Below are 15,223 nucleotides of genomic sequence, written 5' to 3'. Positions count from 1 at the left end.
CAGCTGCCGCCCGAGGGCACGCAACCGCCATGTTGGCCGGCTGGCCCTACAGCTTGGGGGTCAAATCGAACGAAGTGACGGTCGACATCCTGGTCACCAACCACCGCGCGTGGTCACGCCTCATAAATACCCGGTAGGACAGGTACTTCAGCGATGGAATCGACTTCGTCGCAGCACTGGTGGCCGTGGTGTTGGTGTACACGATGACGGTGGCCTCTGGGCCGTTTAGCGATTCCACGCCCGCGCCGGTGATCTCGGTGTTGTCGGTAACTTTGGCTTGCTTGTTGGTCGGCGCGATCGCGTCGACGAACTTGCGATACTGAAATTCGAAATCGCCACTCAGATAGGCCGCGGCGCGGTCGGCGAGCGCGTCTATGTTGTCCGGCGTGTAGGTCCACAGCGTGGTGATCGCGTTGACCGCAGTCCGGACGATCTCCACCTTGGTCGCTACCAGTGCGCGATCAGCCAGATAAGGCTGCAAGGCAGCACCCGCGAACGCCGCAGAGCCGACAAACAGCGTGGCCGACATGCCCGCAGCTAGGGCACGCCACCGGCCAGTCCGTCGTTTGGCCGGGGCGACGGCATCGTCACCTGCCGCTGACTCCGCCGCGGTCGCCTCGTCGGCTGTGCCGGTGTCGTCGTCCTCCGTACCGTCGATCTCAGCGCCATCGATGTTGGCGTCGGCGGATCCGGTTGCCACATCGTCGCGCTTGCGGGGAAGTGCCCCCACCTCGTCGGTAGACTCCTCGGTCAGACCACCTCGAGAAGACTGCTGACCTTCCACTGGTTCCCTTCCTGTTTGGCTGTTACCACCCACCGATATGCGCCGTCGGCAGAGTTCTTGCTGTCCGGTGTCTTGGCGGTGACCTTGGCGACCACCAGTACGTCGACGCTGCCGTCGTCGTTCCATCTCTCCACCCCGGCGTCGAGAACCGTGCCGGTTGTCGGCTCCCCCTTCGCCACCGAAAGCAGAGCCAGGTTCGCCTTGCTTTGGAACTGCGTGGCGAAGTCACCGGTGGTGTGCGCCAACACCCGGTCTACGTAGTCGTTGGCGTGGAAGGGATCCAGCGATGTGAACGTCGTCATGAACGAGCGGACATCGGCGAGCACCGTAACGTCCTTCATCACTGCTCTTCTGTGCGACTCGTGTGACATCAGCACCAGGGTGCATGCCGTGATCGCCTCTGTCATGACTAACACGGCGACGGTAAACATCAGCGGCAGCCGTCGCAACCGGAACAGTCGCGGTGGCACAACGGCCCGCGCCACGAACAGCGGTGCTTCGTCCGGTTGGACCTTGCGGCGCGGGCTCATTTTCCATCCTCAGCGGGCAGCGGTTTGGTCACCACGGTGAGGTCGTCGACACGCCACTGCGCACCCGAAGACTTCGCGAAGGTCACCCGCACGGTGGCGCTGATGAATCGCAGGTTATCGGGCTCACCTCGCTGGCCCTGCAGGAGCAACAGCATCGTGACGCGATCCGGCGTCGCCGAAAGCACTGCGCTGTTGGTCACCCAGTACTCGTTGAGAACCGGCTTCGCCTTCAGCACCGCCTGCTGTTGGGTCACCAGCTGTTCGCGGTATTTGTCGGTCACCAGCGATCGAGCGTGCGTGAAATCGTCCTGCAACGATTTCGGGTCATAGCTCAGCATTTCTTTGACGATCGTCGGTCCCTGCGACACGATTTGCGCGCGCGCCTGGTCGGTCGCTCGGTCATGTTGGTAAACCACCAGATAGCTCATCGCGGCACCCATGATGCACAGCAGCGCCGCGGTCAGGAAAACCACCGCGGCCAGCACAGGCACGTTTCGCGGCGGCCGTTGCAGCTTCGCCCGCCGAACCTCGGTGCGCAGCAGCATGTCGGCAAAAGTGCGCCGGCGCTCATCCCACAGTGGCCACAGCCAACCCACGAACACCGACACGGTATCGACTAAGTGTGCCAGGTCGCGCAGCAGCAGCCGCCCAGGCCCGACAAAGGCTCCGTCTCGGCGCACCACCGCGATGCCGAACACGGCGCGGCCGAGACTCCATCCGGTGATCGCGGGCAACAGCACGCGGTTGCCGGCGGTCAGCAATATCACGAGTCCGCCGACCGAAACACACGACCACCACCACGCGCCGCGCAGCGGGACCGCTAGGGGGTAGGCGGCCAACGCCATCGTCGTCACCACGGCGGCACCGGGTAGCACGTCAACGGCCAAAGCCGCCGCGCGGGCCCACCACGGTGCCGGCGTGTTCGCCGCTATCTCTTCGACTTCCTGAGGAGCTTGCAGGCTCGACGAGATCTCAGGCTCGGCGACCACCGCCGTCACTTGGCCACCTGGTCGAGCCGGGCGATCTTGTATTGGCCGTCCTCGCGTGCCATCTGTACCCGCAACCGGTAACCGAACTCGCGGCCTTGCGCCTCGACGTTGTCGACCTTGACGCGCATTGCCACCAGCAGGTCGACCGAACCGTCGTTGTTGTCGCGTTCGACCGCCGTGCGCATGTCCGACACCTGAACGTGGACATTGGCAGCCTGGTAGGCCTGGACGAGCATGCCGCTGTACAACGCGGCTTGCGCGCCGAAATTACCGGTCGAGCATTCGAGGATCTTCCGCTGAGCAGCGGCCAAGGCGGCGGAATCGGGCGCCTGTGTTGCCGCGACGCAGTCCTCGGCGGCCGCGATGGCCGCGGCGTTGTCACGGGCGACGGCCTGGCTTTGGTGGTGAGAGCGTAGCGCAAAGTAGCCGCCGGTCGCCGCGCCTGCGGCCAGCAGCACAAGCACCGCGCAGATGCCGATCACTCCGCGACGGCCAAGCCGCGACGCCCTTCGTTCCGCAGCTACCGATACCGGCTCCGCGACTAGCGAATCCGCCGCGAGGTCCAGCGGCTCGTCGACCCCTGCCTCGGATACATCCTCGGCGTTCGTCTCCGGAAGAGCTTCAGCGGTTACCGCGGTGCCGGCCTGGTCGGCTAGGTCGAGCTGGCTGGCGCCAGCATCTCCTTCCATCCGTCGTCTCCTATGTTGCTCGAGTTGTCGACGGAGTACCTGGCTCCGTCTGGGCCCACCACTTCACCGCTCTGCGGACTGTAGGTCGCGGTGGCAGGTGGACCACTCGGAGTATAGATACACGGGTTGGGCTGCTGCCCATTGCAGTCGACGGTACCCGATCCCGGCCGCTGCAGCGGGTCGCTGACCGGAGGTGGCGTTCCCGACAGCCTGTCGGCGGGCGCCGGGATCAAGCCGGTGTCAATCGACGGCGCCGGGATGACCTGCCCCGGATTCACCGGCTGATCGCAGCGCGCAGCCGGTGCCGGGCAGTTGCGGATCTGGTTGGGGTCGCCATACCACGGGTTGGTGCCGAGCGGCACATAGGGCTTGTCGCTCCGGCAGTCTTGTGGTGTGGCCGCGCGTTTGCCCGGGACGTCGACGCATGGGATGTTGCGTACTCCACGCACCGTATTTTGCGCCTCCTGCGGGATCTTGCAGTACATGTTCTCAGGTATCTCCAAGGTGCTGGTGTCCGCGGGCGAGCGCCACTGCGATGCCGGGACGTAGCCGGTCAGGCAGGGCGGCGGTGGGTTGAAAAACCCCCCGGGGATGTCCAGCGCGGACCTGTCGGGCCACTCTGAGGTGACCGTCTGCAGGATCGTCCCGAGCTGCGGCAGCAGCACCAGTACTTGCTCGATGTTCTTGTTGTAGCGCTTGAACATGTCGGTCACGATCGCGGTGTTGGCCAGCGTCTGCGGCAGCGTCTCACGCACATCACCGAACACCGCGGTGACCTGCTCGGCCGTCGGCGCCGCCTGGCGCAGGATGCTCTTTACCTGCTGGTCCTTTTCGGCAGCCTGCGCGGCCAAGGTGTTCAGGTTGCGGGCCCACCGCTCGATCGCGTTACCCGAGTTGGCCTGGCTGTCCAGGACCGGTCCCGAGTTCACGATGATGTCGTGGACGTCGGAGATGTTGGTCTTGAAGTCACCGGCGATCGCCTGGGTCGCATCGACCAGCCGTTGCAGCGCCGGACCCAGCCCGCCGACCGCCTGCGATGTCTCGTCCAGTAGCGCGCTGATCTTCTCCTTGGGCAGCACGGCCAACCCTCGGTTGGCCGCGTCCAGCGCGGGCCCGATCTCCGTTGGCACCGTTCCCTTGGTGATGGTTTGTCCGGGCGAAAAGTAACGCCCGGGAGTGCCCGACGACACCAGGTCGAGGTATTGCTCGCCGACCGCGGAAACCGAATGCACGTTGGCTGACGCGTCGACCGGGATCTTGTACCGGTCGCTGATGCTCATCGTGGCCTGAGCACCGCGTTCGGTCGGCACCAGGTCGGTGACCTTGCCGATGGTGACACCGCGATAGGTGACGTTGGCCGTGGTATACAGCCCGCCCGACGCCGGCAGGTCGGCCTTGAGCTCGTACTGGCCGATGCCGACCAGGGTGGGGATCTTCAGGTAGTACCAGCCCAGCGTCACCAGGGCGATCACCGTGATGATGCCGAACAGGACCAGTTGGCGTTTGATGAACCTCGTCAGCAATTGCGGTCCCCCCTTTCGATCAACGGCCCACCGGGCGCGTCGTTCGGGTTCGACGTGTACCGGACGTCGGGAATCATCTGCTGCGGATCACGGCCGAACGACTGCTCGAGCGCGCGCAACGCCCCCGAGTATCCGGTCCCGGTGAGCAACGCGTTATCGACGGCCGAGTAGGTAACGTCGGCCATCAGCGAGACGTTGATGTAGTCGCCACGGAGCGCTTTGTCAGTGATGTCGGTTGGGACGAAAGTAAAGAGGAACTTCAGCACGTCGGGCAGGTAGCGCGCGGCCCGGCTAAGTTCCTTCAGTGGGCACTGCAGCGACTGCAGGTCCTGGTGGAAATCACCCCGCACAGGGCCCAGATATTGGTCGGTGACCGCACTGAGCCGGCCCACCGCGTCGGTCGCATCGATGAACAACTGCTGCTTCTCCGCGAAATGTTTGATCAGCGGCGGGACCTCGGTGAACACCCGGTCCAGCACATCCGCCCGGCTGGCCGCGTAGCCCAGCAGCCGGTTGGTGGAATCGATAGCGTGATTGATGTCGTTGCGCTGCTGGTTGAGCTCATCGGTAAAGGTGTCGAGCTTGCCGAGCAGCGTGCGGATCTGTGGGGCCCGCCCGTTCACGATGTTGTAGAACTCGTTCGTGAGCGATTCCAGGTTCGGGACACCGCCGCCGCGCAGAATCAGGGAGAGGCCGGCCAGGGTCTGCTCGATAGTGGGAAACATCGAGGAATGCTTCAGCGGGATGGTGTCGCCGTCGCGCAGCAGCTGCGACGACGGATTCTGCGGCGCCGCCAGTTCCACATGCTGAGAGCCCAACAGGCTGGTCTGCCCGATCTTGGCGGTGGCGTTTTTCGGTAACTTGATGCCCTTGTTCAGGCCCACCGTCAGCGTCGCGACCCAGTTCTTCAGGGTGATCTCGCGCACCGAGCCGACCCAAACGTCGGCCACCAACACCCTGCTGTTGTTGTTGAGCGCCAGCGTGTTCGGCATTTGCACGTAGACGGTGTAGGAGTCGCCACCGCTGCCCGGAACGCCGGGAATCGACACATTGGAGATGCCGCGCCACCCGCACGAGCTCAGCACTAGTGCGGCCACCAGCAGAGCCAACCCCTGCCACAAGCGGTGGCGGAGGCAGGCGATCACCCGTGCCGCGCTCGCCGGCTGTCGGTTCGGCTTGCTGTTCGTGCGTACAGCGCTCATCGCGCACCTCTCAAGCCGTTGGTTCGGCTTGCTCTTCGCGCGTACCGCGCTCATCGCGCCCCTCACTGTCCCGGTCCTGTCGATGAGGCCGCCTCGGCAGGCAGCGGTGGCCCGGCCGGTGCAGGCGGCCCGGCCACTGGAGCGGGCGTCGGCGGCACCGGGCCCGGGATCACGTCCGGCGCGGGCGGCGGTGGCGGTACCGGCGCCTGGCCGGGCCGCTGGCCGACATACGGCAACGGACCCGGCTCCTCGTTGTAGGCGTTCGGCGGTCCCGGCGGGGTGTGCTGTCCCGGTATCAGTTCTGGTGTGGCATCCGGGCCGCCCATGAGTTCGGCCAACGATTCCGGCGTCAGCAGGCCTTCCGTAATGCCGTCCACCTGAATCCCTTGCATGCCCGGCGCGACGATCCAGCCGTGCTGGGTGTTGCGGTGCGACAGCGGCGTGTCCGGCACCCAGATCCCGGCGACGGTGCTGTCCTTGTAGCCGTCCGGCGGCTGCAGCCGCGGCTCGGAGTAGCTGACCTGCTTGGGCAACACCTGGGCCGTGGTGAATAGGTTCAAGCTGAACGGCGGGTAGTTGAACTTGATCGCATCGAGGATCGGCGTCAGGTATTGCGCACACAGTTCGGCGGAATCTTGATAGCCGAGCCGGCTGCCGGCCTGAATCGGGCCGCAGACCCAGAGCAGCGGGTTGGCGAACATCGCCCCGACAAAGGTGATGGTATTGCCGAGGAGGGCACCATTTACCGGGTGATAGAAGTTATTTGCGTTCGACAACGCCGTCGGCAAGACGTGCAGGTAAGTCTCGAACCCATTCAGGGGCTCCGGTTGGACCAGTGTGGTGGTCACGTCGGCGAGGTTGTTGAGGTCAGCCGCCAGCACTTCGCGGTTCTTGTCCAAGAACGGGCGCAGTGTGGGCAGCAGACTATCTAACTGCTGTATCGCATTAGCGACGCCGCGGTCGGAGTGCGTCAACCTATCGGTGACCTGCGCCAGGCTCTGGTTCAACGCGACGAACTGCTGGTCGTCGGCATGCAGCGCGTTGACCAAAAGCGCCAGACTGCGCGCCACCCCGAAAAAGTCGCCGCGACCCTCGTTCAGTGCGGTCAGCGCCCGCGACAGGCTATCCAGCGTGGTGTTGATCTGTTTGCCCTTACCCGCGAACGCGTCGGCGAACGATTCGATGGCGTCCCCGAAGGGTCCCTTGGGCTGCTGGGGTGTGGGGCCGAGTTTCTCGATGATGTTGCTGAAGCTGTCGCGCAGTTGGTCCCACTCCGTCGGCACCTGGGTACGTTCGATCGGGATCACCGCGTTGTCCGCCAGCACTGGACCGCTTTTGTACGGCGGCTCCAACTGTATGTTGCGTGCCGCCACCAGGTTGGGATTGAGGATCACCGCCGAGGCGTTGGCCGGCACCTTGTACTTGTTGTTGTAGTGGAAGGTCACCTTCATCTTGTCGCCGGCCGGCTCGATCTTGTCGATCGCACCCACCTGGATGCCCATGATCCGGACCTCGTCACCGGAATAAAGGGAGTTCGCCTCCGGGAAGTAGGCGACCACGGTGTTGTTGACCAACTTGTGGTAGAGCTCACGGCCGACGAAGGCGACAACGAGCGCCAGCACGATAACCAGCGAGCCGATGATCACCGACGCGCGTGACAGCCTGGGCAGCCGCAGATTGCGGATATCGAAGACCGTGCTCACGTCCGGCTACCTTTCCGCACTGGCGCCGCCACCGCCACCTGGCTGACTGTTGCCGCCTTGGCCGGGCGGGATGAACGGTGCCGGCAACTGGTTGCCCGGTCCCGGCGGCGCCGGCGGACCCGGCGGGCGGCCCGGCGCGAATGCCGACGGTGGCGGGGTGGGGCCGGCCGGTACCAGGCCCTCGGTGCGCGCCCCCGGTGGTGCATTGGGCGGCAGCGGCACCGGTGTGCCCGGAGCGTCCGGAGCCGGCTCGCCCGGCCGCCCGGCTATCGGAATCCCCGGTGCCGCTGGCAGGCCGTTGGGGTTCGGCGGCGATGTCAACACGTCCGGCAGGTCCGTCTGCCCCCCCGGGAGGCCGAACGGACCCACCCCGTTGCCCGCGCACGGCAGCGGGTCGATGGGGCTGGGGAACGCGCCGGCCGCCGGCGCGTACGAGCACGCCGAACCTGGCAGCACCGCCGGCCCGGGGTGTTCCGGAGTGCCCTCCAAAAGCGTCGGCGGGGGCGGCGGCGCACCGTTGGGGAACCGGACCCCGTTGGGATCGGGGTACCGGAACGCCGGCAGCCCGGCATTGCGCCAGAACTCCTCAGGCAAGATCCCGCGCTTCTTGAGCGCAGCATCGAGCCACGGCTGGGTGAATTGATAGGCCTGGGTGTTCAGGAAGTTATTCGTCGCCGACACTTTGAAGTACGGTCCCGACGCGACGGTTTCGTTCAAGACTATGACGAATTTGGCTTCCTGAACGAGCGCATCCGCCACGTCGTCTTTGCGCTCCCTCAGCAGGTCGCTGACCGTGCGCAGCTGTTCCAGCACGTGATTCAGGTTCGGGTTGTCGTTGATAAACCCTTGCAGTTGGGCCGAGACCTGCGCGACGTTGCCCAGCAGCGCGTCGATGGCCTGGCCGCGCTGGTTGACCGCGGCCACCAGCGTCTTGGCGTTGACCAATAACCGGTCGACCTGCTCGCTGCGGTCACCGAGAACGCTGGCCACCTGGTTGGCTTGCGCGAGTAGATGTTTGACTTCCTCGTCGCGTTTACCGACGGTGTCGGAGAACTTGGCCACCCCGTCGAGAGTGGCGCTCAAATGCGGGTAAGTCTCCTCGACGGTCTGCGACAACACCTTCAGCGAGCGCTTGACGGTATCGATGTCCCAGCCCGCGGCGGCCTTGGTGGTGTCGAAGACGGCGTCGTAGATCTGATACGGAGTGGCGCTTTGGCCCAGGGGCAACACACCCCCCGGCCGCAGGAGCCGGGTGCCTCGCGGTTCGACCTCGAGGACTTTTTTCCCCAGGATGGTGTCGGTCTTAACGGCCAGCCGACTTTCGGTGCCAATGGTGTTGGTGCCCGTCGTGAACTTGATCACGATGTGGTCACCGTCGATCTTGAGCGCCTGCACGTCGCCGACGGTCATACCGGCGATGCGCACCTTGTCGCCCTTGCTCAGTTGACCACTGTCGGTGAACTGCCCGTAGTAGGCCGGCTCAGCGAACAACATCGGGACGCTGGTCATAGTTTGGCCAACGGCGATGACGAGGATCATCACGGCGACGCCCATGAGGCCGATCCGAAACCGGTTAGGAGGTTCCAGCGTTCTCATTGCGGTGTGCACCTCCCGGTGGGCTGCTGGAAAAGCCTGACCTGGCGGACCGGACCACCGGGTTGCAGCCCGTTGATCAGGAAGGTGACGTCGCACACGTAGAAGTTGAAGAAGTCGCCGTAAGACCCGGTGCGGGCAAACGCCTTTATGCCGTGCGGTATCTTCTTCAGCGTTTCGTTCTCCTCATCGCGCCGGTCGACCAGCGGTTGCAGAAGTCCCTCCGAGTAGTTGACGCTGTTGTGCAGCAGGGAGCGATTCTCGGCGAGCAGGTCGCCCAGTGTTCCGGCGGCATTGCTGATGTGCGCGAAGTCGTCGGCCAGCGGTTCGGCGTGGTTCTTCAGGCCGGTGATCAGTTTCTCGAAGTTGTCGACGGTCTGGTCGAACTGGGCGCGGTGCTTGACCGTGGTGTCAAGCACGATGTTCAAGTTCTTGATCACCTCGCCGATCGCCTGGTCACGCTGGGCGATCGTCGAGGTCAGTTGCGCGGTTTGGTCGAGGATGTCGTTGATGGTGCCGCCCTGGCCCTGGAACACGGTGACGATGGTCGACGCGATGGTGGTGACCTTCCCCGGATCCAGCGCCCGAAGCAGCGGCTTGAAACCACCAATGAGCGCATCGAGATCCAGCGCCGGCTGGGTACGCGACGCCGGGATGAACCCGCCTGGCGGCAGAACCCGGTCAGCGCCCTCGCCTTCACCGCGGGTGAGCTCCAGGTAGCGGTCACCGATCAGATTCAGATAGCGAATCTGGGCGGTGGTGGACTGATACAGCCGTAGCGAGCGGTCGACAGCAAAGTCGACGTGGACCCGATGACCGCCGTCGACGAGCCGGATACCTTCGACCTTGCCGACCTCGACCCCCGAGGCACGGACGAACTGGCCTGCCCGCATGCCGCTGACGCTGCTGAACTCCGCGGAGTAGCTGTTGGTCCGGTCGAAGCGCATCTGGCCGAACACCACCGCGATCATGATGGTGAATGCCAGCAGCACTAACCCGACGACGCCGAGTTTGACGATGGTACCGGTGATTTTCATGGGTTGATCGTGTTATCCCCCATCTGACGGCCCCACACGTATTCGGTGGCGTAGGGCGAGCCGACATCCAAGTGGTTATACGGCGCGACGCTGGCGCCGTCGTCCACCACCAGGTACGGCCCGGGCCACAAATCCCGGGTGATCGGTTGCCAGCAACCCGGTGCACCCCCCGGGCCACCGCGAGCGTTGACCCGCGGGAGGTTATCCGGATAGACGTAGGGGTTCTGCACCCCGCCGATGAGCGAGGCTAGCCCTGCGAGTCCCAATGTGGCGGCTCCGAAGCCGACGACCGCCAGGGGATTCAACAGAAGTCCGGTCCCGCCGAGGGCCTCGGTATCGGTGTCCAGCGCATACCCGTCTTTCCCACCGATGATGTAGCCGAGCTTTTTCGAGCCCTCGGCGGCGTTCCGGAGGGAGCAGAACACTTCGGGGCTGTAGGTGTCGAGCAACTTGGTGGTGGGCACCAGATCGGCGATCGCACGCTGCAGGTACGGCCCCCCGCGGCCGAACACGTCGGCGCCGGTGTTGCCGAACCCGACCGCTGCCAACAACGCCGCGTCCAGATCGTCTTGTTGAGCGTGGATAGTGTGCGCGGTGGTCGCGGCGCTATTGAGGAAGTCGAACAGATCCGGCGCTGCATTGGCGTAGGTGTCACCGAGGGCCGCCAACTGCTGGATGTCATGGCGCGCTTGCGGCTGCAGGGGAATCACATCGTCGAGGATGGAGTTGGCGTTGACGATCGACTGCCCGAATTTGTCGCCCAACCCGCGGAACGCCTCCGCCGCAGCGCTCAGCGTGAGATTCAGCTTGACCGGATCTACCTTCTCGGTGATCGAGGCGACCGTGGCCAACACGGTGTTGATTTCCGTCGTCACATGCCTGGCGTCGATCACGTGTTGCGGCGAGATTCGTTGTGGCGTCGGATTTTTCGGCGATGTGAGCGACACATACTTATCGCCGAACAGCGTGGTCACCACAATTTTGGCGTCCACGTTGGCCGGGATCAGCTTGACGTATTTCGGATGCACATCCATCAGGAACTTGGCCGCCGGCTTGCCGTCCTGCTGGACTTCGGAAATCTTGGCTACCCGGCCGATCTCGACCCCGTTGAAAGTGACCTTTCCACCCGGATTCATCATCAGACCCGCCCGCGCAGACAGCATCTGCAACGTCGTCTTGGGTGTGAAATCGCCCCGATACTGTAGGTACACCAGCCACACGATCAGCGAAACGACCAACAAAGTCACCACACCGGCCAGCCGGTACGCCCGAATCGGCGGCTTGTTGATCTTCCCCTGCGGAGTCGTCATGGCCTCTACCCCCACTACACCGTGAAGTTGAAGTTCGGGTCGGTGCCGTAGAGCGCCATTTGAAACAAGACGAGTACGACGGGGACCGCAATCAGCGACAAGCGCATCGAGCGGCCGACAGCTTCACCGACGCCGACCGGACCGCCGCTGGCGTTGTACCCGTAGTAGCAGTGGACCAGCATCACCACCCCGGCGACAACGATCATCATCACGAAGGACCAGAACACGTCATTGGGGCGTAGGAACGTATTGAAGTAGTGCGCATAGCTGCCGGAGGGTTGTCCATACGCCACTACCGTGACGAGCTGCGGAGCCACGAACCCGACGACCAGCGCCAGCGCGTACATCGGGATGATCACCACCTGCACGGCTAGCGCCCGGGTCGAAGCCAGGTACGCCCTCGAGTTGATGCCCATCGCCTCCAGCGCGTCAATCTCCTCGCTGATCCGCATGGCGCCCAGTTCGGCGGTGGCTCCGGCGCCGACCGTGGCCGCCAGCACGACGCCGGTGACGATGGGGGCAACGAGACGCGTGTTGATCAGTGCGGCGGCGAACCCCAGGAGCGCATCGATACCGACATATTTCAGTGCCGAGAAGCCCTGCAGGGCGACCAGCGAGCCGGAGGACGCCGTCACCAGACCGACGATCAAGGCGGTGCCGCCGATGACGGCCAGGGCGCCGGTGCCCATGCTGATCTGGGCGATCAGCCGCAGGGTTTCTGTACGGTAGCGGACCAGCGCCCACGCTATGTCGCGACCGCCGATCAGCGTGAACCAGCCCAGCCTCCCGGCTACGTCAAGTGGTCGTGTCGCGGCGCCGCCGTAGCGACGAATGTTGGCGGCTGCCCGCGGGAAGCGAGCGCGCAGTACGCCGGCCAGCGTCATGACAGTGCGCTCGTTCCGCATTTCACACCGGCTCGGACGCTGTTGTAGTCCCAACTCACCTCGGTCACCGGGCAATTCAGCCTGACCCGGTTTCCGAGTTGTGCCGCAAGTCTGAGGTCGACCTGTCGAGAGCCACCGACGATGCGGCCCTGTAGGGCCCCGCTATGGATGGTCATCAACGTATCCAGTCCCTGGGTTTGGCGCCGAGATAAGCACCGGCCCACAAGGCAGAGAGGTCTTCGGGTTCGACCGCAAAGACCACCCGGGCGATGAGGCGCAAGAACTCCCTGCTGCCGCGGGTGTGCAGATGACGCCGGACCCAGGTTGCAAGGTCTGAGCATCCAGCGCCGCCGCGCGATCGTCGACCGTGGTACCGGGTTGGGCAGGCTGCGAGTGAGGCAGCCTAGTCGCCACGATCCGTAGCCAATGTCGGCCAGGACGACTGGGTTGAGCCGCGGGATGCGTCGTGTACAGGTGACCAGGCGGCCGTCGAGGCCGAGCACGTGTCGGCCCTCGGCGTACGTCGGGAACAGCGACAGCCCTAGCTCGGCTATCAGGTCGAGGACCTCGGTTTGGCCCGGGCCCACCCACTGCCCGCCGAGCTCGATGGGCGCACCATCGGGCAACGTCGCATTGAGCATGCGGCCTCCGACGCGGTTGCGAGCCTCCAAGACTGCGACCTCATGGCCGCTGCGCCTCAGATTGCGGGCGGCGACCAGCCCAGCGATTCCGGCCCCGACAACCACCACGTCGACATCGGGTCGTGCCATATCCGTCTCCTCTGCCGGATCAGGTGCTCTCTACGACCGCCCTGATGTGCTCAAGGGTCGCGGCCATAGCCTGGGCGCGCTGTTCGTTGCGGTTTCGCATGATGAAGTCCTCGGCTAAGCGGACGTCGAGGGGCCAGCGACGCGCCTCGAACGATTCGGTGACACCGGTTCCACCGTTTGCCGGTTCCAGCCGGTAGGTCCAGCGAACGATCTCCTTCCCGCGTCGTACCGTCGCCCATGACAGTTCCCGCCCGGGATCCGCGGTGGTGACTCGGCAGGTCATCGACCAGCGCATCCAGCGCCATCGATTCCGACCCTTGAAGCGCGCACCCTTTTCCGCCGGAGAATTGGCACCGTCGAGCCAGCGCACCCGGTAGCACTCCGGGCTCCAATCCCCCATCCGCTCGAGGTCGGCCAACACCTCCCAGATCTTCTCGGGCGATGCGTTCATATGCAGCTTCACTTCGCCTCGGCGGGCACTAGTCATGATCGCCTCCGGGTCTTCCGTGCTTCTTCATCACGTGGTCGTAGGCCATGTCTGCTACCTCGTCGAGCAGCCGGCCCCACCGGTCGCCGCCGGGGTCGTTGGCGATCTGCTGGTCGACCAGCCCGGAACTGAGCGCGGTCAACAGGTCCCCGTCGGCCTGACTGGCAGTGAGACCAGATTCGGCCAGGTCTTCACGAAAGACGACGAGCACCTCGATCGCCTTGACATACGAGGACTCCGACGGCACGAACCCGGGGATGGTGCGTTGGAACAGCAACTGGTAGCGGACCGGATCCGAGGTACAGAAGTCAAAGAAAATACGAAAGGCTCCCCTGACACGGTCGCGGGGACCGCGCGGCAATTCGGCTCGTCGTTGCTTGATGAACTCAAGGAACTCCTCGTTGCCTTGAGCGAACATGGCGTCATAGATCTCGTTCTTCGAAGCGAAGTACGAGTACAGCGATGGCACCCGCATTCCGACCCGAGCCGCCACGTCGTTCAGCGTGAGCCCAGCAAGGCCCTTGTCCCTCGCCGCTTCCCAAGCCGCATCAACGATCTCCTGCTTGGTGGCCCGATGCCGTCTGCCTCTGCGATCGTCAATAGGTTCGCCTAATGCCACTAGGCCATCCTAGTAGCATTAGAGGTTGCTCGGCAAGGGCCACTGGATTGGCCCCTTTCTCTCCATACTGTTCAGTGGACAGCGAGAGGCGGGTGCTGGCGGCGGTACGGACGACAGTCAGAAACTCCGGGTCCTCCCACCACTCAGTAGGGTCCGCTAGCGGTGTTCCAGCGGACCCGAATCAGGCCGCGGTTGACCACCACCAAATCCGGCCGCGCCGCTACGTCGACGACACCCTCACGACGCAAACCCCCAGGTCAAAGCCTCGCTTCACCAGAAGACTCCAGGTAACCACCGAACGCACCTTCGGTGAGACCCGCCGCCGAGTCAAGGTCATCGGTCGGCTGCCCGGCGAGCACTCCTGCCTCAAACTGGTGTGGGCGGTGCTCGACCGCGCCTCGGCCGGGTGACGCGGATTCACCATGACCCCGGCCGGGCTGCGGCTGCTGGCCGACTTGCGCAGGTCGCTACATGACCCACCTGCACGATTGCCGCAACCGAATTCGGAACATTGGATCGAAACCGGCGTGGCGCCAACCGATTCCCCGCCATCGCATAGAATCATGAACGCAACCGAGCGGAACCTACGTCAAGCCACTTTTACACCCCTCCTGGGACGCCACCGCCACGCACGGAGTTGGGTAAGTGGCCGCAGTCAGGGCGTCACCCCCGCAGTCGCCGCCCAAGCCGGTCGGCGCTGTCACGAAGCGCCGCCAACTGCATGGCGACCTGGAGCGGCGCGGTGCCACCGCGCGCGTCACGTGACGACACGGAACCCTCGATGGTCAGCACGTCACGGACCTCGGGGGTTAGGTTGCTGCTGATGGCGGCCAGCTCCTCGTCGCTCAGCTCCTCCAGCCCGACGCCGCGCTGCTCTGCAGCCCGCACCGCCGCCCCCGCCGACTCATGGGCGGCCCGGAACGGGACACCTTGGCGTACCAGCCATTCGGCGATATCGGTGGCCAAGGTGTAGCCTGCCGGGGCCAGCGCAGCCATCCGCTCGACATTGAACGTCAAACTGCTGACCAGTCCGGCCATCGCCGGCAGCAGCAGCTCCAGTTGCGCCACCGAGTCGAACACCGGCTCTTTGTCCTCCTGTAGGT

Annotated in this window: 14 protein-coding genes and 2 pseudogenes; 1 reads left to right on the top strand and 15 read right to left on the bottom strand. The window is 64.7% G+C overall.

The window, feature by feature from the left end:
• Positions 1-46 precede the first annotated feature (46 nt).
• The 14 genes from ACRDTL_RS00910 to ACRDTL_RS00845 all read right to left on the bottom strand — a co-directional run bounded on the left by ACRDTL_RS00910 (position 47) and on the right by ACRDTL_RS00845 (position 14,120).
• Positions 47-784: a mammalian cell entry protein gene (locus ACRDTL_RS00910; protein WP_431504845.1), complete on the bottom strand. Its 738-nt coding sequence runs from the start codon at positions 782-784 to the stop codon at positions 47-49.
• Entirely contained in the window at positions 751-1,314 is a 564-nt protein-coding gene (locus ACRDTL_RS00905; protein WP_431504844.1) for a mammalian cell entry protein, read from the bottom strand. The genes ACRDTL_RS00910 and ACRDTL_RS00905 overlap by 34 nt, the downstream gene beginning before the upstream one ends.
• On the bottom strand, positions 1,311-2,312 hold the full coding sequence (locus ACRDTL_RS00900) for an RDD family protein (RefSeq protein WP_431504843.1): 1,002 nt from the start codon (positions 2,310-2,312) through the stop codon (positions 1,311-1,313). The genes ACRDTL_RS00905 and ACRDTL_RS00900 overlap by 4 nt, the downstream gene beginning before the upstream one ends.
• Complete coding sequence (locus tag ACRDTL_RS00895) at positions 2,309-2,992, bottom strand: hypothetical protein (protein WP_431504842.1); 684 nt, start codon at positions 2,990-2,992, stop codon at positions 2,309-2,311. The genes ACRDTL_RS00900 and ACRDTL_RS00895 overlap by 4 nt, the downstream gene beginning before the upstream one ends.
• Positions 2,956-4,515 (bottom strand): MCE family protein, encoded by a 1,560-nt coding sequence (locus ACRDTL_RS00890; protein ID WP_431504841.1) that lies wholly within the window; start codon positions 4,513-4,515, stop codon positions 2,956-2,958. The genes ACRDTL_RS00895 and ACRDTL_RS00890 overlap by 37 nt, the downstream gene beginning before the upstream one ends.
• Positions 4,509-5,657, bottom strand: a complete 1,149-nt coding sequence (locus ACRDTL_RS00885) for a virulence factor Mce family protein (protein WP_431504857.1) — start codon at positions 5,655-5,657, stop codon at positions 4,509-4,511. Before ACRDTL_RS00885 ends, ACRDTL_RS00890 begins: the two co-directional genes overlap by 7 nt.
• A gap of 122 nt (positions 5,658-5,779) precedes the next feature.
• Entirely contained in the window at positions 5,780-7,420 is a 1,641-nt protein-coding gene (locus ACRDTL_RS00880) for a virulence factor Mce family protein (protein WP_431504840.1), read from the bottom strand.
• A gap of 6 nt (positions 7,421-7,426) precedes the next feature.
• Positions 7,427-9,016 (bottom strand): MCE family protein, encoded by a 1,590-nt coding sequence (locus tag ACRDTL_RS00875; protein WP_431504839.1) that lies wholly within the window; start codon positions 9,014-9,016, stop codon positions 7,427-7,429.
• Positions 9,013-10,050 (bottom strand): virulence factor Mce family protein, encoded by a 1,038-nt coding sequence (locus ACRDTL_RS00870; protein ID WP_431504838.1) that lies wholly within the window; start codon positions 10,048-10,050, stop codon positions 9,013-9,015. The genes ACRDTL_RS00875 and ACRDTL_RS00870 overlap by 4 nt, the downstream gene beginning before the upstream one ends.
• Entirely contained in the window at positions 10,047-11,360 is a 1,314-nt protein-coding gene (locus ACRDTL_RS00865) for an MCE family protein (RefSeq protein WP_431504837.1), read from the bottom strand. Before ACRDTL_RS00865 ends, ACRDTL_RS00870 begins: the two co-directional genes overlap by 4 nt.
• A gap of 14 nt (positions 11,361-11,374) precedes the next feature.
• Positions 11,375-12,244: an ABC transporter permease gene (locus ACRDTL_RS00860; protein ID WP_431504836.1), complete on the bottom strand. Its 870-nt coding sequence runs from the start codon at positions 12,242-12,244 to the stop codon at positions 11,375-11,377.
• Complete coding sequence (locus ACRDTL_RS00855) at positions 12,241-13,014, bottom strand: flavin monoamine oxidase family protein (RefSeq protein WP_431504835.1); 774 nt, start codon at positions 13,012-13,014, stop codon at positions 12,241-12,243. The genes ACRDTL_RS00860 and ACRDTL_RS00855 overlap by 4 nt, the downstream gene beginning before the upstream one ends.
• A gap of 19 nt (positions 13,015-13,033) precedes the next feature.
• Positions 13,034-13,501 (bottom strand): SRPBCC family protein, encoded by a 468-nt coding sequence (locus tag ACRDTL_RS00850; protein WP_431504834.1) that lies wholly within the window; start codon positions 13,499-13,501, stop codon positions 13,034-13,036.
• Positions 13,494-14,120, bottom strand: coding sequence for a TetR/AcrR family transcriptional regulator (locus tag ACRDTL_RS00845; RefSeq protein ID WP_431504833.1), 627 nt, complete (start codon positions 14,118-14,120; stop codon positions 13,494-13,496). Before ACRDTL_RS00845 ends, ACRDTL_RS00850 begins: the two co-directional genes overlap by 8 nt.
• Positions 14,121-14,416: 296 nt before the next feature.
• Here ACRDTL_RS00845 and ACRDTL_RS00840 point away from each other — a divergent pair.
• Positions 14,417-14,629: pseudogene (locus ACRDTL_RS00840) on the top strand (IS256 family transposase); the annotation flags it as partial.
• A gap of 154 nt (positions 14,630-14,783) precedes the next feature.
• On the opposite strand, the pseudogene ACRDTL_RS00835 reads toward ACRDTL_RS00840, so the two are convergent.
• A pseudogene (locus ACRDTL_RS00835) lies at positions 14,784-15,223 on the bottom strand (argininosuccinate lyase); the annotation flags it as partial.

Origin of the sequence: Mycobacterium sp., from assembly GCF_050700595.1 — a bacterium.
Taxonomy (GTDB): domain Bacteria; phylum Actinomycetota; class Actinomycetes; order Mycobacteriales; family Mycobacteriaceae; genus Mycobacterium.
The sequence above is the reverse complement of the archived record's forward strand: the minus strand, read 5'-3'. Positions and strand labels throughout refer to the sequence as shown.

Excerpts from the sequence above, each read along its gene's own strand:
- ACRDTL_RS00905 (WP_431504844.1), bottom strand. The coding sequence starts at position 1,314 with ATGAGCCCGCGCCGCAAGGTCCAACCGGACGAAGCACCGCTGTTCGTG.
- ACRDTL_RS00895 (WP_431504842.1), bottom strand. The coding sequence starts at position 2,992 with ATGGAAGGAGATGCTGGCGCCAGCCAGCTCGACCTAGCCGACCAGGCC.
- ACRDTL_RS00875 (WP_431504839.1), bottom strand. The coding sequence starts at position 9,016 with ATGAGAACGCTGGAACCTCCTAACCGGTTTCGGATCGGCCTCATGGGC.
- ACRDTL_RS00870 (WP_431504838.1), bottom strand. The coding sequence starts at position 10,050 with ATGAAAATCACCGGTACCATCGTCAAACTCGGCGTCGTCGGGTTAGTG.
- ACRDTL_RS00865 (WP_431504837.1), bottom strand. The coding sequence starts at position 11,360 with ATGACGACTCCGCAGGGGAAGATCAACAAGCCGCCGATTCGGGCGTAC.
- ACRDTL_RS00860 (WP_431504836.1), bottom strand. The coding sequence starts at position 12,244 with ATGACGCTGGCCGGCGTACTGCGCGCTCGCTTCCCGCGGGCAGCCGCC.
- ACRDTL_RS00855 (WP_431504835.1), bottom strand. The coding sequence starts at position 13,014 with ATGGCACGACCCGATGTCGACGTGGTGGTTGTCGGGGCCGGAATCGCT.
- ACRDTL_RS00850 (WP_431504834.1), bottom strand. The coding sequence starts at position 13,501 with ATGACTAGTGCCCGCCGAGGCGAAGTGAAGCTGCATATGAACGCATCG.